Source organism: Streptomyces griseorubiginosus (assembly GCF_017614965.1).
Lineage (GTDB): Bacteria > Actinomycetota > Actinomycetes > Streptomycetales > Streptomycetaceae > Streptomyces > Streptomyces griseorubiginosus_B.
In genome coordinates this window covers 1-19,168 of sequence record NZ_WVUG01000064.1, presented here as the reverse complement: position 1 = coordinate 19,168, position 19,168 = coordinate 1, and the positions used below count along the sequence as shown (strand labels likewise).

Genomic DNA, 19,168 nt, shown 5'->3' with positions numbered 1-19,168 from the left:
CCAGTGCGGTCACAGCGGGATGTTGCCGTGCCGGCGCTGGGGCATCGGGGCGCGCTTGCCGCGCAGGGTGCGCAGGGCGCGGCAGATGTGGGCGCGGGTCTCGTGCGGGGCGATCACCGCGTCGACGTAGCCGCGTTCGGCGGCCGGATAGGGGGTCCCGTGGGTGGTCTCGTACGCGGCGACGAGACGGGCGCGCAGGGCCTCGGGGTCGTCGGCGGCGGCCAGTTCACGCCGGTGCAGCACGCCGACGGCGCCCTCCGCGCCCATGACGGCGATACGGGCCGTGGGCCAGGCGAGGTTGACGTCGGCGCCGAGGTGCTTGGAGCCCATCACGGCGTATCCGCCGCCGTACGCCTTGCGCACGACCACGGTGACCTTCGGGACGGTCGCCTCGGCGTAGGCGTACAGGAGTTTGGCACCCCGCCGGATGATGCCGGCCCGCTCCTGGCCGACGCCGGAGAGATAGCCGGGGACGTCGGCGAAGGTCAGCAGGGGGATGCCGAACGCGTCGCAGAACCGTACGAAACGCGCCGCCTTCTCGGAGGCGTCGATGTCCAGGACACCGGCGGAGTGCAGCGGCTGGTTGGCGACGATCCCGACGGTGGCGCCCTCGACCCGGCCCAGCGCGCAGACGATGTTGGGTGCGAACAGCTCCTGGACGTACAGGAGTTCACCGTCGTCGACGACCGCCTGCAGGATCTCGCGCATGTCGTAGGCCCGGCCGGTGCGGTCCGGGACCACCTCGTCGAGGAGACCGCCGTCGGCGACGGCGCCGGGCGCGTACTCCGGGGGCCGCTCGAGGTTGTTGGCGGGCAGGTACGACAGCAGGTCGCGCACGGTGTCGAGGGCGTCCTCCTCGTCGGCGGCGAGGAAGTGGGCATTGCCGTTGACGGTGTTGCTGGCCCGTGCGCCGCCCAACTCCTCGGCGGTGGTGCGCTCTCCGGTGACCGCCTCGATCACGTCCGGGCCGGTGACGAACATGTGCGAGGCGCCGTCCACCATCACGGTGAAGTCGGTGATGGCGGGGGAGTAGGCGGCGCCGCCGGCGCACGGGCCGAGGATGACCGAGATCTGCGGGATCACGCCGGAGGCCTGCACATTGCGGCGCACCAGCTCGGCGTAGAGCGCGAGCGAGGCGACGCCCTCCTGGATGCGGGCGCCGCCGGAGTCGTTGAGGCCGATGACCGGACAGCCGGTCTTCAGCGCGAGGTCCATCAGGGCCACCACCTTCTCGCCGAAGGCCTCGCCCATGCTGCCGCCGAAGACCGTGGAGTCCTGGGCGAACACGCAGACGGTCCGTCCGTCGACCGTTCCGCACCCGGTGACGACCCCGTCTCCGTAGGGGCGCTGTGCGCCGTCGCCGGTGGGCCGGGCGCGGACGAAGAGGCCGGTCTCGGTGAAGGAGCCCTCGTCGAGCAGCCGCCCGATCCGCTCCCGCGCGCCGAGCGCGCCCCGTCTTCTGGGTACACCGGTGATCGTCGCCTGGGCCCGGCGGTCCTCGAGGTCCGCGATGCGCCGGGCGGTGCGGTCCGCCGTGGGTGCCGTCGGCGCGGTCGCCGTCGCCGGTGCCGTCCTGCTCGCTCGGGATGTCGTCGCCTCTCGCGTCACAGCCACCTCCGAAGTTGCTTTCGAATATGGCAGTGAAATGGGTGCGGGATTGGACGATCCCTGTTCTGTTTGCGGGAGTTGAGTCCCGGGGGAGGGAAGGTTCGTCCTGAGGTGACAACGCGTCGGCGTCAGGCGGTCGTACGGGCCCGGTGACGGCGTACCGCGTCGCGGTTGGCGCAGCGCTGGGAGCAGTAGCGCTGCCGGCCGGTGCGGGAGGTGTCGGCGAAGATCGTGGCGCACTCGGTCACGGCGCAGCGGCGCAGCCGGTGCATGCCGCGGCCCGCCAGATGCAGGGCGGTGCCGACGGAGATCAGGGACAACAGCAGTGATCCGAGGGGCAGTTCGCGGTCGCGATAGTGCACGTGCCAGCCGCTCCCGGCGTGGTTGGTCAGCCGCGGATACGCGGCGGCCGTCGCCAGCATGGCGTTGAGCAGTTCGGCGCGCTCGCCCTCGTCCTCGGCGTCGACGACCTTCTCCCAGGCGTCCAGCGCCTCCTCCGCGCGGGCCAGGTCGTGCGGGGTGACCGGGCGCTCCAGCACCAGCCCCGCGGTCCGGCAGCGGTCCGCGAGCTCCTCGGCGTCGGCGGGGCGCCGGTTGGCGAGATCCGCGGCGAGCTTCACGGCATCCTCGCCGTAAGGGTTGAGATGCATAAGACCATTACAGCAGTCTGGTCGGCATGGGACAACGCCCGGACAACGCATCGGCCGTACGGCAGGCCGTGGAGTACGACCTCGTGGAGCTGCTGCGGCTGCGCGCCCTGCTCTTCGAGGACCTCGGCGGAGACTTCTTCAACCCGGCCTCGGCGGACGGCGGTTGGCTGGACGCCCTGGCCGTGGTCCTCAAGGAACAGCTGACCGACGACACCGTGCGCGTCCTCGTGGTGGACGGCGACGACGGCGGACTCGCGGCCTGCGGCATCGGCACGATCGAACAACGCCTGCCCGGACCTCATCTGACCAACGGCCGCATCGGCCACGTCATCGGTGTGATCACCGACCCGTCCCACCGGCGCCGCGGCCACAGCCGCGCGATCATGCGCGCCCTGCAGGACTGGTTCCGCGACCGCGAAGCGTCCCGCGTCGACCTGCACGCCTCCCGGGAAGGCGAACCCCTCTACCGCTCCCTGGGCTTCACCGACCACCCCGACCCGGCCCTGTACTGGCGCCCATGAGCCGGGCTCCCCGGCGCGCCCTGTGACGGGAGTGGTCTCCGCTCAGTCGCCTCCCTTGAGCAGGCGTCGGGGGTTGTCGACCCTGAAGGCGTACGCGGCGGCTCCGCCCAGGCCGAAGCCGGGGTGGTGCGGGGGCTCGGCGTAGGGGCGGTCCGAGCCCTGGACGATCGCGTCCACGCCCAGGGCGCGGACGATCGACTCGACCGCGCGGGGGCCGTAGGAGGACGTCTCGACGAACACCTTCGGGTCGACCCCGGTCTCTCCGTCGCCGCGGGCGGCGAAGCGTTCGCCGTGGAGCGGGGCGAGGCCTGCGAGGAGGGCGAAGCAGACGCGGAGGCGAGGGTGGCGGGGGCGGCCGAAGGCGCGGAAGGCGAACCAGGCGGCATGCATCTGCTGGACGTAGGGGACCATGGCCGGCCACCAGCCGGGGCCGGCGGATCCGCCGGGTGCGGGGCCGGGGTGCACGAAGAGGGGCAGGTCACGCTCCTGAAGCAGGTCGAGCAGCGGGGCGCAGCGCGCGTAGCCGGACGCGTCGGCGAGGGCGTCGGCCGGCAGCTGGAGGCCGACGAAGCCCTGGTCGAGGTCCTTGGCGGTGGCGGCCGCGTCGACGTCCCGTACGCAGGCCGCGGCCCACGCTCCGAACGGCTCGGGCAGCGCGGCCGCGCCCTCGTGGTAGGCGTCGAGCAGGGGCCGTGCCTGGGCCGCCGGCAGCCACTCCACACCGATCGGCGTGGACAGGGAGACCAGCGCCCGGCCGAGGCCGTCGGCTGCGGCCAGCTCCGCACGCCGGGCGATGTCGTGGTCGCCGGGCCGGACCGCGAAGGGCGGCTCGCCCTCCAGGTGGAGTGTCCAGCCGTCCAGGTACGGCGGCTCGCGACGCGCGCGCAGGGCCGCCACCAGCGACGGGGTCCACAGATGCTGGTGCACGTCAACAGTGGTCATGACGCTCCTCCCGCCAAGGCCCAGTGTCCTCCTGACCTGGCCGCTGGGACCGCTCGGCCCCGTTGTTAGGCTGAGCCGTGATCGGTTTCCCACCGCCCGGCCGGAACGCCCGATGAGCGCCGTCGATACCTTCCCCCTCGGCGCCTCCACCACGCTCGCCGAACTCGCCGACGATCCGCATCCCCGCCTCGCGCTGCTGCGGGCGCACGAGCCGGTGTCCTGGCTGCCCGAATTGGACGGCTGGCTGGTCACCCGCCGCGACCTCGCCCTGAGCGTCATGCGGGACGGCACGACCTTCACCGTCGACGACCCTCGCTTCTCCACCGCCCAGGTCGTCGGCCCCAGCATGCTCTCCCTGGACGGCGCCGACCACACCCGCCACCGCGACCCCTTCGCCGCCCCCTTCCGCCCCCGGGCGGTGCGCGACGGCTTCGCCGCCTTCATCGAGGAGGAGACCGACCGGCTGATCAGCGCCCTCCAACCCGCGGGCGCCGGCGAACTGCGCCGCGCCTTCGCCGGACCTCTGGCGGTCGCCGTCGTCACCCAGGCCCTCGGACTGGCCGGTACGACCACGGAAACGGTCCTGACCTGGTACGACGCCATCGTGCGGGCGGTCTCGGACATCACCGCCGGACTGGACCCGGGCACCTCCGGCGCCCAGGCCTACGCGCAGCTGCGGGGCGCCGTCGAGGCCACCGTCGCCGACCCGGACACGTCCTCGCTGCTCGCTGCCGCCGCCGGACGGCTGACGGTGCCCGAGGTGGCCTCCAACGCGGCCGTGCTGATGTTCGGCGGCATCGAGACCACCGAGGCGATGATCACCAACGCGCTGCTCCACCTGCTCGGCGACCCCGGTCAACTCGCCCTGGTGAAGGACGACTTCGACCTGCTGGACGGCGCGATCGAGGAGTCGCTGCGCCTGGAGCCCGGTGCGGCCGTCGTGGACCGCTACGCCACCCGCGACACCGTCCTCGGCCCGGCCACCGTCCGCCGCGGCGACCTGGTCACCGTCTCGCTGGCCGGCGCCAACCGCGACCCGGCCGTCTTCCCCGATCCCGACCGCTTCGACGTCCGCCGCCCCGAGGCCCGCCTGCAACTGGCCTTCGCCCACGGACCCCACCACTGCCTCGCCGCCCACCTCGCCCGTCTGGAGACCCGCATCGCCCTCCAGCGCCTGCTGGAACGACTCCCCGCCCTCCGCCTCGACCCGGACCGCCCCGCGAGCCCGCACGGCCTGGTCTTCCGCAAGCCGCCCACCCTGCACGTGCTGTGGTCGTGACACGCTGAGGCGACCGCGGCACGCACCCACCCGGAACCGACAGGAGCTCCCCGTGACGTTCGACATCACCGCCCTCCGCTCCCAGTTCCCGGCCCTGGCCGCCGGCGTCGCCCACTTCGACGGACCCGGCGGCACCCAGACCCCCGAGCCGGTCATCCGGGCGATCGCCGACGCACTCGGGAACCCCCTGTCCAACCGCGGCCACACCGCGCCCGGCGAGCGCAACGCCGAGAGCATCGTCACCGAGGCCCGCCGGGCCCTGGCCGACCTGCTGGGAGCGCATCCGTCCGGCATCGTCTTCGGCCGCAGCGCCACACAGCTGACGTACGACTTCTCCCGGACCCTCGCCAAGACCTGGGCGCCCGGCGACGAGGTCGTCGTCACCCGGCTCGACCACGACGCCAACATCCGCCCCTGGGTGCAGGCCGCGGCCCAGGCCGGTGCCACCGTGCGCTGGGCCGACTTCGACCCGGCCACCGGTGAGCTGACCGTCGACGACGTCCGGGCCGTGCTGTCCGGGCGCACCCGGCTGGTCGCCGTCACCGCCGCCTCCAACCTGATCGGCACCCGCCCCGCGGTCCCCGAGATCGCCCGACTGGCGCACGAGGCCGGTGCGTTGGCCTACGTCGACGGCGTCCACCACACCGCCCACTCGCTGGTGGACCTGGAGTCGCTCGGCGCCGACTTCTACGTCTGCTCGCCCTACAAGTTCCTCGGCCCGCACCACGGAGTCCTCGCCGCCCGGCCGGAGTTGCTCGAGACCCTGCGGCCGGACAAGCTGCTGCCGTCCACCGACGCGGTCCCCGAGCGCTTCGAACTGGGCACCCTGCCCTACGAGTTCCTCGCGGGCACCCGGGCGGCGGTCGACTTCCTCGCCGGCCTCGACACCGCTGTCGAGGGAGGCCGACGCGAGCGCCTGGCCGCCGCCTACACCGCCCTGGAGGCGCACGAACACGTCCTGCGCACCCAGATCGACAAGGGTCTCGCCGCCCTCGACGGCGTCGTCGTGCACTCCAGGGCCGCCGACCGCACCCCCACCGTGCTGCTGACCTTCGAACGGCACAGCACGGTGGACGCCTACGCCTTCCTCGCCGAGCGCGGCGTCCACGCCCCCTCGGGCTCCTTCTACGCCATCGAGGCCTCCCGCCGCCTGGGCCTCGGCGACACCGGCGGCCTGCGCGTGGGGCTCGCGCCGTACAACAGCGCGGAGGACGTCGACCGGCTGCTGACCGGGCTGTCCGACTTTCTCGCGCGGTAGTCCCGTCAGGACTGCCCGCCACGCTCCAACGGGATCCTGTCGCCGGCCTCGACCGCGACCGGCAGACGGTTCTCGGCCGGAGGCAGCGGGCAGGTGGCCAGATCCGTGTAGGCGCAGGGCAGGTTGGCGGCGCGGTTGAAGTCGACCGTCACCCCGCCTTCGGCGTCGGGGGCGGCGATCTGCAGGGCGCGGTTGGCCGCGTACGTGGTCACGCCGGAGGTCTCGTCGGTGAACAGCACCATCAGCGCGCCGGGCTCCCCGCCGTTGAAGGCGGTGAGCCGGTACGCGCTGCCGTCCAGCTCGAACTCGACCTGTCCAGGTGAGTCGTACACGTGCTCGAGGCCCTCGACGGCGGCACCCACGGTCACCGGGCGCGGCGCGTCGAAGGGCAGGAAGCGGCCGGTGAGGGCCCAGCGCGGGTCGGGCTCGTAGGCGGGCGTGAAGGTGAAGGCCGTACGCAGCGCGTTCTCGGGGTGGCGGGGCCGCAGGATGTCGTGGCCGCCGCGCCTCGCGACCTCGATCACCGCGTCGCCCCAGCCGACGTAGACGCTCGCGCGTTCGGCGAGTACGCCGAAGTCGTGACGGCCGCGCACGACCTGCCCGTCCACCGTCACCTCCTCGCCCTCGTCGAGTTCGACGACCACGCCGTCGCCCGTGGCGGCCCAGGCGCCCGGCGCGTCCTCGAAGCGGGTGGGTTCCTCGGTCAGCCAGCGGAGGCTGGTGATCGCGAGGAAGCCGTGCGGGGCGGAGAGCACGGCCTCCTTCCGCCGGTGCCACTCCTCCCACTCCTGGACGAAGCTGACGCGGTCGACGTCTTGGACGGTCATGATGGTTCCCTCTCGCTGCACGGGCTCGTGCCGGGTGCAACCGTCGCGCCGGGGCAGGTCATCCTGGCTGATGTTGCAATCGTATGAAATGGGCGTCAGTCGGATCCCCCGCGGGCGTTGTAGACCGTGACCTTGCCGGCGTCGATGGCCTCGCGGTAGCCGCGGAACACCGCGATCGCCTCGTCGCGGAGCACGTCCCCCGTGACCTTGATCCCGCGCGCCTCGAACTGCTCGGCCCAGTCGTCGGGCAGGGGCCCCTCGTCGAAGGTGGTGAGCTGCTCGAGTTCGGGCCCCGCGCCCGCCACGACCAGCCCACGCACCCCGGACCACAGTGCCGCCCCGTAACACTGCACGCACGGACGCCAGTTGACGACCAGCTCATGGGACGGCAGGCCCTCGGCGCCGAGATCCCAGCCGCCGATCGCGGTCTGGGCCAGCGCGAGCGCGAGGACCTCGGCGTGGGCGCTGGAGACGTCGGAGGCGAGGACGACGTTCACCCCGACCGACACGATCCGGCCGGTGTCCTCCTCGGCCACGAGCGCCGCGAACGGGCCGCCGTCGCCCTCACGCCAGGTGCGGTCGGCCAGCCGGTGCACGAGCCGCATGCGGTCCTCACGACCGGGGACGACGGCGGGCACGTCCGCCAGCTCCTCCTCGATCCAGGCAGGCAGCGAGAGGCGGTACTCGCCGGCGATGTCGATCATGCCGTGACTTTCTGTCCGGGGCGGTCGGTACCGCCGTGACGACGGGACACAGGGTGCCGGGTCCCCCTCTCCGGCCGTTCGAGGCGCCCGGCCGTGAATCGGTGGCGCGATCACCGTCACCCTGCGCGCTCGACCTCGTACGGTTTGTTGCGTGCGAGGTGGCGGTTACGCCAGGGTGTTCTGTCATGGACCGTGACTGGAGCCCCACCTTCCGTCCGACCCGCCGTCAACTCCTCGCCGCCGCAGGCGCCGTGCCCCTCGTGGGCGTGGCCCCCGCGGCGGTGGCACGACAGCGCACCGGCGCCCCCTCCCTGACCTTCACCCGGGCCACCAACGGCTCGGCGACCCTCTCCGGTGACCAACTGGTCGCCGAGGTGCAGGGCACCCTGTGGTCCCTGCCCCGCACCGGCGGTACGGCCCATCCCCTCACACCGGCCGACCTGGAGCCCAACCGGCCCACCCACGCACCGGACGGCGAGCTCATCGCCTTCTGCGCCTACCGGGACGGCGGATTCCATCTCTGGACCGTCCGCCCCGACGGCTCCGACCTGCGGCGTCGCACCGAAGGGCCCTGGGACGACCGCGGCCCGGCCTGGTCGCCCGACGGCACCCGGCTCGCCTTCTCCTCCGAACGCGGCGGCGACCCGGTCGCCGGCAGCCCGTACCGCATCCACGTCCTCGACCTGCGCACCGGCCGCATCACCCGCGTCACCGGCCTGACCGGCCAGGACGGCCCCCTCCAGGACGGAGCGTGGGAGGACTTCGACCCCACCTGGACACCGGACGGCACCCACATCCTGTTCGTCCGCGCGAAGACCGTCACCACCTCCCTCGGGCTCACCGTGGAGGCCCGGACGATCGCCGCCGTCCGGGCCGACGGCCAGGACGCGGTCGCCGTCCGGTACACCGAGCCCGCGGCCGCCCAGGTCATGACCCCCGCCGTGGCCCGGGACGGCCGCCTCGCCCACCTGCGCACGACCGCCGCCCCGAACGCCTCCTGCGCCCTCGTCGTCGACGGCCACCCGGTCGCGCTCAGCGGCGACCTCGCGCCGGTGCCCCCACGCTGGACGCCCCGGGGCGAGCTGCTCCTCACCGTCGACGGCGCCTTCACCCTCGTACGACCGGACAGCCCGGCGCACCCGGAGACCCTGCCCTTCGAGGGCACCCTGCCGGTGCGGCGGCCGCGGTACCCGACCAAGAGCTACGACCTGGGGGAGGGGCGGGCCCGTCCCGTGCGTGGCATTCATCTGCCGGCGCTCTCACCCGACGGCCGGCAGATCGCCTTTGCCGCCCTCAACTCGCTCTGGATCGCTGCGAGTTCGGGCGGGCGTCCACCGCGGCGACTGCACACGGCCTCCTCCACCCGCTATCTGCTGTCCCCTTCGTGGGCGCCGGACGGGCGGTCGCTCGTGTACGCCGACGACCGCGACGGGCTGCTCGGCGTCCACCGGCACGATCCGGCCACCGGCGAGGAGACCGTCCTCGCGACCGGGGGCCGGGTGCATCCGGCACTGTCGCCCGACGGGCAGCGGCTCGCCTGCCTCGACATGACCGGCCGGCTCCTCGTCCGCGACCTGGCCTCCGGCGAGGAACGCGTCCTGGCCGCGCCGCTGGGCGCCGGTGGACTGCCCGGCCGCCCCAGCTGGTCGCCGGACGGCCGCCACCTCGCCCTGTGCGACCGCAACCGGCTCAACTCCCGTTTCCGGGAGGGCTACAACCTCCTCCGGATCGTCGACACCACCAACGGCGCGGACCGTCTGCACGCGGTGGCGCCCCACACCTCCGTCTCCGACCGCTACGACTCAGGACCGGTCTGGTCGCCCGACGGTCGCTGGATGGCGGTGATCGTGGAGTCCGCGCTGTGTCTGCTGCCGGTCGACCCAGACGGCACCCCGAACGGCGAACTCCGCACCCTCACCACCGAACCGGCGGACCACCCCTCCTGGTCCGCCGACTCCACCACCCTGCTCTACCTCTCCGCCGGACGCCTTCGTCTCATCGGTGTCGACGGCGGCCCCGCCCGCACCGTGCGCGTCCCCCTCGACGCGCCCAGACCCACACCGGCCGACCTCGTGGTGCACGCCGGGCGCCTGTGGGACGGCACCGGCGAGACGACCCGCGAGGACGTGGACATCGTGGTGAGCGGCGGACGCGTCGCCGCGGTCGAGCCGCACCGGTCAGGACGACGGGAGGCGCTCCGCCGGATCGACGCCTCCGGCCGCACCGTCATTCCCGGCCTGTGGGACACCCACACCCACCCCTGGCAGAGCACCTACGGCGGCCGCCAGACCGTCGGCCAGCTCACCTACGGCATCACCACGGCCGTCTCGCTGGGCGGCTTCGCCTACGAACAGGCGCGGCTGCGCGAGGCGGTGGCCACCGGACAGCTCGCCGGGCCCCGGCTGCTGACCACCGGCGAACTCCTCGACGGGGCCCGTGTCGCCTACAGCATGGGCCGCGCCCACCGGACCAGGGAGGGACTGCTGCGCTCCCTGGAGCGGGGCGAGGCGCTGGACTGGGACTTCGTGAAGACGTATGTGCGGGCGCCGGCCTGGGTGATGGCGGAAGCGGCCCGTTTCGCCCACGAGCGGCTCGGTGTCCGCGCGGGAAGTCATCTGCTCTCGCCCGGCGTCGAGGTCGGCCAGGACCTGACGACCCATCTGCAGGCCACCCAGCGCGCCGAGTTCGGACATGCCGTCACCGCGACGGGCCGCGCCCACCAGGACGTCGTGGAGATCTACACCGCGCGCGGGGTGCGCTTCTCGATGATCGCCACCCCCTTCACCGCCGTCCCCCTGCTCGGAGCGGACCCCGCCCTCGCCGACGACCCCCGGGTCACGGTGGTGATGCCGCCGTGGGACTCGGCGACCGTCAAGCAGTCTGCCGGGGTCGCGCCCACCGCGGCCCAACTCGCCACCCTGCGCACGGAGACCGACGTCTACCGGCGGATCCTGGCCGCCGGTGGACTCGTCGCGCTCGGCACGGACCAGCCGCTCGTCCCCGTCGGCCTCTCCCTCCACCTCGGCCTGCGCGCCCTGCACCGCGGCGGTCTCTCCCCGGCCCAGGCCCTGCGCACCGCGACCGTCCTGCCCGCCCGGCTCTTCGGCCTCGACCGGGACCTCGGCACCGTGGAGGAGGGCAGGCTGGCGGACCTCACCGTCGTCGACGGCGACCCGTTCACCGACTTCGACACCCTCGTGCGTACCGTCGCGGTACTGAGGGGCGGAGTGCCCTACACCACCGAGGAGTTGACCGCCGCCTTCGAGCCGGCCGCCCGGAGCACGGCCGAAGCCGAGGAGGACTGGCTCGCGATGGGAAGACTGATGCGCAGGGACGCCTGCTGCGACGCCCGTTGAGCCGCAGGCCTCAAGGGGCCGCCGAGGCCGCCCACCCGTCGTCGCCGTCGGCTCAGCCAGGCCGCGCGGTGTCCGAGGCCGTGTGCAGGCCATGTCGGACTCGGCGCCGCTGTGCCGAGGCGCAGCGCGCGTGCTGCTCGGCGAGCGGACAGGCGTCCGGTGGGCTGAGGACGGCCGTCGTCTCCCTGACGCAGACGACGCCGGCCGACTGGTCCTGCCGCCTGGGGGGCTTTGAGCGCACGGGTTCTCCGGAGGACCCGTGGGCACTATGCCCCGGCCGCGAGCCGGAGCATGACCTTGCTGCTGCCGCTCGCCGGGTCGGCGGCCACGGCGAGGGCTTCGGCGGCCCGCTCCAGCGGGAAGCGGTGGGTGATCAACGGCGTCAGGTCCAGGCCGTCCCGCAGGGCGCGCAGCGCGTCGTCGAGCTCCTCCACGAAACGGTACGAGCCGACCCACGTGATCTCCCGGGTGACCAGGTCACCGAGGGCGGCGGGCGCGGCCGTGCCCGGCAGGTTGCCGACCTGGACGAGGGTGCCGCCGCGTGCCGTGGCCCGCAGCACGGGTCCGAGCGCGGCCGGGGCGCCGGACGCCTCGAAGACGACGTCCACGTCCTCGGGCAGCGCCTGCCCGGCGGACACGTCCCGCGTGTCGTCGGCGCCCATGGCCCGGGCGACCGCGAGGGAGGAGGGTGTCAGGTCGGCGGCGATGACCGCGCCCACCCCCCGATGCCGGGCGGCGGCGACGACCAGGGAGCCGATCGGACCGCAGCCGTTGACCAGCACGGTACGTCCCCGCAGGTCGGGGACGCGGCCGACGGCGTGCAGGGCGACGGCCAACGGCTCGGCCAGCGCCCCCTGTTGGGTGTCCACGTTGTCCGGGAGCGGACGGATCTGGGCGGCCGGGACCGCCCGGTACTCGCTGAACCCGCCGTCGGTGTGCGGGTCGAAGGCGGCCGAGCCGAAGTAGCGGACGCGGGGATGGAGGTTGGTGCGGCCGGCGATGCGCTCGGGAAGTCCGCCGTCTCCGACGAGTTGGGCGGGGTGCACGGTGACCGGCTGTCCCTCGGTGAACTCCGTGACGCCTCGGCCGAGTTCGGCGATTCGTCCCGCGAACTCATGGCCCAGGACAAGGGGGTGGGTGAGCGCGGCGGTGCCGGAGGCCCCCGTCTTCCAGTAGGCGATGTCGGAGCCGCAGATCCCGCCCCACTCCAGCGCCAGCAGCACCTCGCCCGGACCGGGCACGGGCCGTTCCCGTTCGTCGATGCGCAGATCACCGGGACCGTGCACGACGACGGCCCGCATCCGGTCCGCTGCGACCAGGGTGTTCATACGGCGTCCTCCAGGTCACCGGGGTGGAGCGGGGGGTCAGAGCTCGACGCGGCCGGCGCGCAGGGCGGGGAGCCGGTCGGTGATCGCGGTGGTGAGGGTGTCGTCGTCCGCCAGGTCCGCGGCTCCGGCGCCCCGCAACAGGGCCGGCACCGGTTCCGGAGCGGCATGCAACGCCCAGGCGGCGAGGGCGAGTTCGAGGACCGGTGTCCGGGCGCCGCGGGCGCGCAGCTCGCGCAGCGCGGGCAGCCAGCGCTCCCTGACCTTCAGCGGGCCGTCGGTGGCGATCTGCCGCAGCAGGTGCCGCATGGCGGGGTTGCGGAACCGCAGGACGAGATCGTCGGCGTAGGCCAGCGGATTCGGACCGCCGGCGGGGAGCGTCGGGGCGACCTCGGCGCACAGGGCCCGCACCAGACGCTCGCCCCAGTCGGTCGCCATGGTCTCGGCGACGGTGGTCAGCCCGGCGGCGGCACCCAGGTAGGCGAGAGCCGAGTGGGAGCCGTTCAGCATGCGCAGCTTGGTGAGTTGATACGGCGTCACGTCGGGAACGAACAGGGCGCCGTCCCGCTCCCAGGGCGGCCGGGGCGCGGCGAAGGAGTCCTCCAGGACCCACTGCCGGTACGGCTCGGCGGTGACGGCCAGCGCGTCGGGCATCCCGAGCGCTTCCCGGGCCGCCGCCAGATCGGCCTCCCCGGTCGCGGGCACGATCCGGTCCACGACCGTCGCGGGGAAGGCCACGGTCTCGGCCATCCGGTCCAGGATCGCCGCGCGGTCGGGCCAGCTCGACGTCCGCACGAAGTCGTGCACGACCCGCGCCGACGCGGCCCCGTTGTCCGCCGTGTTGTCGCAGGACACGACACTGATCGGCGGGGCGCCTGCCCGCATCCGGGCCGCCAGTCCGGCGGCCAGCCGTCCCACCACCGTGGTGAGGGGCCCCGCGGGGTCCGCCGCGAGGTCGGCGGCGACGCCGACGGCGTCCGTGTCCAGCCCGCCGGTCAGCGGCGACCGGTGATAGCCCTTCTCGGTCACCGTCAGCGTCACGACCGTCACCTCGGGGTCGGTGAGCAGGGCGTCGACGGCCTTGGCGTCCGGGCCCATGGCCAGCGCGCCGACGATCGAGCCGACGATCCGCGTGCGGTTGCCCTCCGGCCGCCGCTCGGTGAGGGAGTACAGACAGTCCTGCTCCCGCAGGGCGGCCACCACGTCCGTCGAGTGGGGTGCCACGGCGGTGATGCCCCAGGGTTCGCCGGCGTGCTCGGTGTAGACGGCCTGGTGCGCGCGGTGGAAGGCGCCGAGGCCGAAGTGGACGACACCGGTGCGCAGGTGGGCCGGGTCGACCGAGGGGCGCAGTTCGGCGGGGAGGCGGGAGACCGTCGTACGGTTCAGTGGCGCGCTCACCAGTCGTGCACCGAGCCGTCGAGGCGGCGCGCGACCGGGAGATAGCGCCGCTGGTAGGGGAAGCGCTCGGCGGCCTTGTCGTCGTACTCGACGCCGAGCCCCGGCTCCTCGGAGGGGTGCAGCATGCCGTCGGCGAAGGTGACGCCCGTGTGGAACACCTCGGCGGTCTCGGCGGGGTGCCCCATGTACTCCTGGATGCCGAAGTTCGGTACGGCGAGGTCCAGATGGACGGCCGCGGCCATGCTGACGGGGGAGAGGTCGGTCGCCCCGTGAGAGCCGGTGCGCACCTGGTGGAGGGCGGCGAGGTCGAAGATGCGGCGCAGGTGCGTGATGCCGCCCGCGTGCACGACGGTCGTGCGGACGTAGTCGATGAGCTGCTGGGTGATCAGGTGCTGGACGTCCCAGATCGAGTTCATCACCTCGCCCACCGCGATGGGTGTGGTGGTGTGCTCGCGGATGAGCCGGAAGGACTCCTGGTTCTCGGCCGGGGTGGGGTCCTCCATCCAGAACAGCCGGCATCCCTCGACACTCCTGCCGAAGCGTGCCGCCTCGATCGGGGTCAGCCGGTGGTGCACGTCGTGCAGGAGGTGGAAGCCGAAGCCGAAGCGCTCGCGCACGGCCTCCAGACAGGAGGGCGCGAAAGCGAGGTAGGCCTCGGTGTCCCAGGGCTGCTCCTCGGGCAGGTCGGTGGCGGCGGGCTCGTACACCGCGCCCTTGCGCACGCCGTACGACGCCCCGACCCCGGGCACCGCGGCCTGTGCGCGGACGGCCCGGTAGCCCAGCTCCAGAAAGCGCTGGACGTCGTCCAGCAGGGAGGGCACGTCGGTGCCGCTGGCGTGGGAGTAGACGAGGACGCCGTCGCGGGAGCGGCCGCCGAGCAACTGGTAGACGGGCAGCCCGGCCACCTTGCCCTTGATGTCCCACAGGGCGGTGTCCACGGCGGAGATCGCGGTCATGGTCACCGGGCCGCGCCGCCAGTAGGCGCCCTTGTAGAGGTACTGCCACATGTCCTCGATGCGGGCCGGGTCCCGGCCGATCAGCAGCGGGACCACGTGGTCCGAGAGATAGCTCGCGACGGCCAGCTCGCGTCCGTTGAGGGTCGCGTCGCCGAGTCCGGTGACCCCGTCGCTGGTGGTGACGCGCAACGTGACGAAGGTGCGCCCGGGGGACGCGACGAGCACCTCGGCCCGCTCGATCGTGCTCACTTGCGGCTCCCATCCTGTCGTACAGTACTTGTATACAAGCATCTGTCGCGCAGGCGGGCAATAGCCTCCCCGTCGCGCTTCAGGGCCCGGAGCGCTACGTAGGATGTGCACATGGCTCCATCGAACGGGCGGCGGACGAGTCGGCGCGACATCTATCTCAGGCTGCGTCAGATGGTCCTGACCCTTGAGCTCGCCCCGGGCGCCGCCCTCTCGGAGAACGAGCTCGCCGCGTCCCTCGGCGTCAGCCGCACCCCGGTGCGGGAGAGCCTGATCCTGCTGGCCCAGGAGGGGCTGGTGCAGGTCTTCCCGAAGATCGGGTCGTTCGTGTCCCGGGTGGACCCGGCGCAGGTCGCCGACGCGCAGTTCCTGCGGGAGGCCGTGGAACTCGCCTCCCTGGAGGACCTGCCCGAACAGCTCGACGCCGAGCTCGTCGAGGAGCTGCGCGACAACCTCCGGCGGCAGCGCGGCACGGGCCTGGACCTGGAGGGGTTCTTCGCCCTGGACGAGGCCTTCCACCAGGGCCTGATGCGGCTGAGCGGGCACGGCAACGTGTGGACCACGGTCGCCGCCGCCAAGGGACACCTCGACCGGGCCCGGCGGCTCGGCCTGCACGAGAACGAGTCACCGGCCGTCTTCGCCGACCAGCACCACGAGATCCTTGCCGCGGTCGTCGGCGGTGACATCGCCCTCGCCCGCACCGCCCTGCGCGCCCATCTGCGGGCCGTTTTCGACGACATCGAGCGCATCCGGGCGCATTCACCCGAACTCTTCGCCACCGGCACCCCGAGCGTCCCGGTGCGCCGCAACGTCGTCGTCTGGGAGTGACCCCTTCCGCTCAGGACCCGATCTCCACCACCCGGGCCCAGGCGGGCGGCGAGGGAGGCACGTAGTCCGGGTCCTCCTCGGCCCACGAACCGCCCGACCGGGAGAACAGCCCCACCACGGTCCGGCACGCCGGGCGGGCCTCGGGCCACGGTGTCTGCCCGTCGGTCAGGGCCACGACGACATCGGGGCGCGGACGCGTCCGCAGCGCCGTGGCGAAGCCGGTGCGCAGATCCGTGCCCCCGCCGCCGAGCAGCGGGATTCCCTCGCCGCGGCACAGGGGGTGCGCGATCCGGGCCGCCGCGTCGCACGGCACCACCGTGACCAGGTCGCGCCTGCCGCCCACGGCACGGGAGATCGCGGCCACCTCCAGCAGGGCGCTGCCGAGTTCGGCGTCACTGACCGAACCGGACGTGTCGATGATCACCGACACCCGGGGCGGCCGCCGCCGCAGGCTGGGCAGGACCACCCCGGGCAGCCCCGCCGAGCGCCGCGCCGGCCGGCCGTACGAGTAGTCCTCGCCCGCACCGCCCCCGGACGCCGCCGACCGCACCGCGGCACCCAGCAACTCCCGCCACGGCTGCGGCGGATGGAACGCCTCCTCGGCCCACCGCCGCCAGCCGTCCGGCGTGTTGCCCGGGCGGCCCTTGATCCCCTGGGCCACCCGGTAGCGCACCCCGTCCTGTTCCTGCCGGCTCAGCGCGTGCGCCCCGTCGGGGCCCAGCTCCCACTCCCGTTCCCGTCCGTCGGCGCCGCTCCCGCAGTCCAGCCAGGCCATCTCCTGCAGCCGCGGACCGAGCCGGAACTGGCGCAGGTAGTCCTCCATGAGCTGTCCCTCGGGCAGCTGCAACAGCCCCGGGTGGGCGGCGCCCCGGGGCCAGGCCAGCCCGTCGCCGTAGATGTCGTCGTTGATCTCGAAGTCCGCGGCGATGTTCATGCGCAGCCGCTCGCCCGGTCCCGACAGTCCGAACTCCTTGGCGACCCGGTCGCTGCGCCCGTGATGGTCGCGCAGCAGATGCGACACCTCGTGCACCCACACCCCGGCCAGCTCCTCCACCGGCATCCGGTCCACGAACCCCGGTGACACATAGCACCGCCAGTACCGGTCCACGGACATCGTCGGCACCTGCCGGGACTCCACGGTGTGCAGCGCGAACAGGGCCGTCGCCAGATAGGGGCGGGCGCGGGCGGCCTGCAGCCGGGCCGCGTAGAGCTTGTCGAGATCCAGCGCCCCCGGCGCCCCCGTGGTCATCGCCGTACCGCCTTCGTCGCCACCGTGCGCGCCGCCGCCTGGTCCGCCCGCCGGGAGAGCGCCACCACCCCGGCCAACTGCTCGATGGACTCGGGCACTTCCCAGTCCTGCTGCCGCAGCGAGGCGAGCGTGGTCGCGGGGACGACGACCAGGTCGGGCGCGCCGGTCTCCACGGCCCGCACGAGCAGCGCCCACGCGGCGTCCCAGCGGGACCGGTCCGGTCGGGCGCGCACCGCCGCCACCACACCGTCCAACACGGCCTGACGCAGATCGCCCCGCTCGGGCAGGACGGCCCCCGCCGGGTCCGCGAGCAGCGCCTCCGGATCGGGGAGGTCCATCCGGTCCACGCTCGCCAGCAGCTCCAGCCCCGGCCCGTCACCCACCGTTCCGCGGACCAGCAGCGACAGCACGTCCCGCGAGGAACCGGCGGCGGTCGCGAACGCGATCAGCCGCAGCGTCATCTCCCAGCTGCGCGGCGACGGCCAGGCACCGCCCCGCCGGGTCTCGCTGCCCGGCAACTGGTGCACCAGCTTGGGCCGGGCGGCCAGCAGCCCGCACACCGCGCGCCGGGCGAAGTCCACGGCGTCGGCCAGCAGTCCGGGATCGAGCCGCGGCAGCGTCGCCACGGGCCAGGTGCCGCCCAGGCCGCGGACGACGACCTCGTGGTCGTGGGTCCACTGCAGGTGCACGAACCGGTTGGCCAGCGGCGGGCTCAGCTCCCAGCCGTCGGCCGCCGAGGAACGCGGGTTGGCGGCGGCCACGATCCTTACGCCGGGCGGCAGTTGGAGCGCCCCGATGCGCCGCTCCAGCACCAGCCGGAGCAGCGCGGCCTGCACGGCGGGCGGCGCGGTGGACAGCTCGTCCAGGAACAGCAGTCCGCGCCCGGCCCGTACCAGCCGCACGGCCCAGTCCGGCGGGGCCATCGGCACGCCCTGCTCGGCGGGATCGTCGCCGACGATGGGCAGTCCGGAGAAGTCGGAGGGCTCGTGCACGCTGGCGATCACCGTGGTGAGCGGGAGGTCCAGGGCGGCGGCGAGTTGGGTCAGGGCGGCGGTCTTGCCGATCCCCGGCTCACCCCACAGCAGGACCGGCAGATCGGCGGCGACGGCCAGGGTCAGGGCCTCCAGCTGGATGTCGGGCCGGGGTTCGGTGGTGTTCGCACGCAGGAGAGTCAACAGCTCGTCGGCGACGTCGAGTTGGGCGGTGGTGGAAGACGGCATGGATGATCACCTTTTCAAGTCGGGTCGGCATCGTGGGAGAGCTCGGCGAAGTCCGGGACGGTGTCCCGGTTCAGCGGAACAGGCAGTCGCGCGGGTGCGAGCGATAGGTGCCCGGGCGGGACACACGCGGGCGCACCCATCCGGGTGGCGGACCGATGAGCCCCGCTCGGTAGAGGCCGTACGTGATCCGCCGCCGCGCCGCGTCCTCCAGCGCGTCGCGCAACGCGCCCTCGCGCAGCACCGCGTCCGGGCCCAACAGGCCCTCCACGACGGCCAGCGCGCCGGAGGTGTCGCCGTGGTCGAGGCGTTCGCGGACGCCGGCGAGACAGTCGGGGCGGCGGTGGGCCCGGTCGATGGCCTGGAGGCAGGGCAGCGGCGTGCCGGTCAGCGCGGCCAGCAGCTCCTCGCGGTGGATCTCGGCCGAGTCGTGGTCCAGCGGCGCCAGCACGCCGTCGACGAGGCCGATACGGTGCCGGGCTCCCCGGCACTCCACGACGTGCGCCCGGCCGGTCCACTCCTCGGGAGCGGCCGGGGTGACGGGTGCCCGCTCCGGTACGAGCGCCCGGGCGACGAGCGGATGCAGCCGACCGGCGTCGATCGCACCGGCTCGGACCAGCTCGAGGTCGGGCAGCACCCAGGTCGCGGCGTCGGGCAGGACCGGCAGCGCCGAACCACCGCCTCGGGCAACCTCCGCGACACGCCAACCGGAAGACCCGGCACCGTCCGCCTCCGTGACCACGCGCAGCACCAGCCGGCACCGACGCGCAATCCGCACCACGACGGCCCCCGCCCCCGGGTCCC

Annotated in this window: 15 protein-coding genes and 1 pseudogene; 5 read left to right on the top strand and 11 right to left on the bottom strand. The window is 73.7% G+C overall.

The window, feature by feature from the left end:
• Nucleotides 1-9: 9 nt before the first annotated feature.
• Together GRC12_RS15130 and GRC12_RS15125 are read right to left on the bottom strand one after the other, a co-directional pair.
• Nucleotides 10-1,512: an acyl-CoA carboxylase subunit beta gene (locus GRC12_RS15130; RefSeq protein WP_208779774.1), complete on the bottom strand. Its 1,503-nt coding sequence runs from the start codon at nucleotides 1,510-1,512 to the stop codon at nucleotides 10-12.
• 224 nt (nucleotides 1,513-1,736) lie between these two features.
• The gene (locus GRC12_RS15125) at nucleotides 1,737-2,258 is read right to left on the bottom strand and encodes a CGNR zinc finger domain-containing protein (protein WP_208779762.1); all 522 of its coding nucleotides are present in this window, start codon (nucleotides 2,256-2,258) and stop codon (nucleotides 1,737-1,739) included.
• 26 nt (nucleotides 2,259-2,284) lie between these two features.
• Here GRC12_RS15125 and GRC12_RS15120 point away from each other — a divergent pair, with 26 nt between their 5' ends.
• On the top strand, nucleotides 2,285-2,779 hold the full coding sequence (locus GRC12_RS15120; protein WP_208779761.1) for a GNAT family N-acetyltransferase: 495 nt from the start codon (nucleotides 2,285-2,287) through the stop codon (nucleotides 2,777-2,779).
• A gap of 42 nt (nucleotides 2,780-2,821) precedes the next feature.
• Here the strand turns inward: GRC12_RS15120 and GRC12_RS15115 are convergent, their stop codons facing one another.
• Nucleotides 2,822-3,721: an amidohydrolase family protein gene (locus tag GRC12_RS15115; RefSeq protein WP_208779760.1), complete on the bottom strand. Its 900-nt coding sequence runs from the start codon at nucleotides 3,719-3,721 to the stop codon at nucleotides 2,822-2,824.
• A gap of 112 nt (nucleotides 3,722-3,833) precedes the next feature.
• Between GRC12_RS15115 and GRC12_RS15110 the strand changes: the two genes are divergently transcribed.
• On the top strand, nucleotides 3,834-5,000 hold the full coding sequence (locus GRC12_RS15110) for a cytochrome P450 (protein WP_208779759.1): 1,167 nt from the start codon (nucleotides 3,834-3,836) through the stop codon (nucleotides 4,998-5,000).
• Between the two features lie 52 nt (nucleotides 5,001-5,052).
• Nucleotides 5,053-6,258, top strand: a complete 1,206-nt coding sequence (locus GRC12_RS15105) for a cysteine desulfurase-like protein (protein WP_208779758.1) — start codon at nucleotides 5,053-5,055, stop codon at nucleotides 6,256-6,258.
• A gap of 5 nt (nucleotides 6,259-6,263) precedes the next feature.
• Here the strand turns inward: GRC12_RS15105 and GRC12_RS15100 are convergent, their stop codons facing one another.
• Nucleotides 6,264-7,085, bottom strand: a complete 822-nt coding sequence (locus GRC12_RS15100) for a DUF1684 domain-containing protein (protein ID WP_208779757.1) — start codon at nucleotides 7,083-7,085, stop codon at nucleotides 6,264-6,266.
• 95 nt (nucleotides 7,086-7,180) lie between these two features.
• Nucleotides 7,181-7,789: a nucleoside deaminase gene (locus GRC12_RS15095; RefSeq protein WP_208779756.1), complete on the bottom strand. Its 609-nt coding sequence runs from the start codon at nucleotides 7,787-7,789 to the stop codon at nucleotides 7,181-7,183.
• A gap of 185 nt (nucleotides 7,790-7,974) precedes the next feature.
• Between GRC12_RS15095 and GRC12_RS15090 the strand changes: the two genes are divergently transcribed.
• A complete protein-coding gene (locus tag GRC12_RS15090) occupies nucleotides 7,975-11,145 on the top strand; it encodes an amidohydrolase family protein (RefSeq protein WP_208779755.1) in 3,171 nt (1,056 codons plus the stop codon).
• Between the two features lie 266 nt (nucleotides 11,146-11,411).
• Here the strand turns inward: GRC12_RS15090 and GRC12_RS15085 are convergent, their stop codons facing one another.
• The 3 genes from GRC12_RS15085 to manD are packed head-to-tail and all read right to left on the bottom strand — an operon-like array spanning nucleotide 11,412 to nucleotide 15,115.
• On the bottom strand, nucleotides 11,412-12,473 hold the full coding sequence (locus GRC12_RS15085; protein ID WP_244372864.1) for an L-idonate 5-dehydrogenase: 1,062 nt from the start codon (nucleotides 12,471-12,473) through the stop codon (nucleotides 11,412-11,414).
• Between the two features lie 36 nt (nucleotides 12,474-12,509).
• Nucleotides 12,510-13,868, bottom strand: a complete 1,359-nt coding sequence (locus tag GRC12_RS15080) for a mannitol dehydrogenase family protein (RefSeq protein ID WP_308286556.1) — start codon at nucleotides 13,866-13,868, stop codon at nucleotides 12,510-12,512.
• Nucleotides 13,865-15,115: a D-mannonate dehydratase ManD gene (gene manD, locus GRC12_RS15075; RefSeq protein WP_208779754.1), complete on the bottom strand. Its 1,251-nt coding sequence runs from the start codon at nucleotides 15,113-15,115 to the stop codon at nucleotides 13,865-13,867. Before manD ends, GRC12_RS15080 begins: the two co-directional genes overlap by 4 nt.
• 69 nt (nucleotides 15,116-15,184) lie before the next feature.
• On the opposite strand from manD, the gene GRC12_RS15070 reads away from it, so the two are divergent.
• Nucleotides 15,185-15,898, top strand: coding sequence for a GntR family transcriptional regulator (locus tag GRC12_RS15070; protein WP_208779753.1), 714 nt, complete (start codon nucleotides 15,185-15,187; stop codon nucleotides 15,896-15,898).
• Nucleotides 15,899-15,908: 10 nt separating this feature from the next.
• On the opposite strand, the gene GRC12_RS15065 is transcribed toward GRC12_RS15070, so the two are convergent.
• From GRC12_RS15065 to GRC12_RS15055, 3 genes and pseudogenes are all read right to left on the bottom strand, one after another.
• A complete protein-coding gene (locus GRC12_RS15065; RefSeq protein WP_208779752.1) occupies nucleotides 15,909-17,147 on the bottom strand; it encodes a vWA domain-containing protein in 1,239 nt (412 codons plus the stop codon).
• Entirely contained in the window at nucleotides 17,144-18,367 is a 1,224-nt protein-coding gene (locus tag GRC12_RS15060) for an AAA family ATPase (RefSeq protein WP_208779751.1), read from the bottom strand. Before GRC12_RS15060 ends, GRC12_RS15065 begins: the two co-directional genes overlap by 4 nt.
• A 70-nt stretch (nucleotides 18,368-18,437) precedes the next feature.
• A pseudogene (locus tag GRC12_RS15055) lies at nucleotides 18,438-19,168 on the bottom strand (hypothetical protein); the annotation flags it as partial.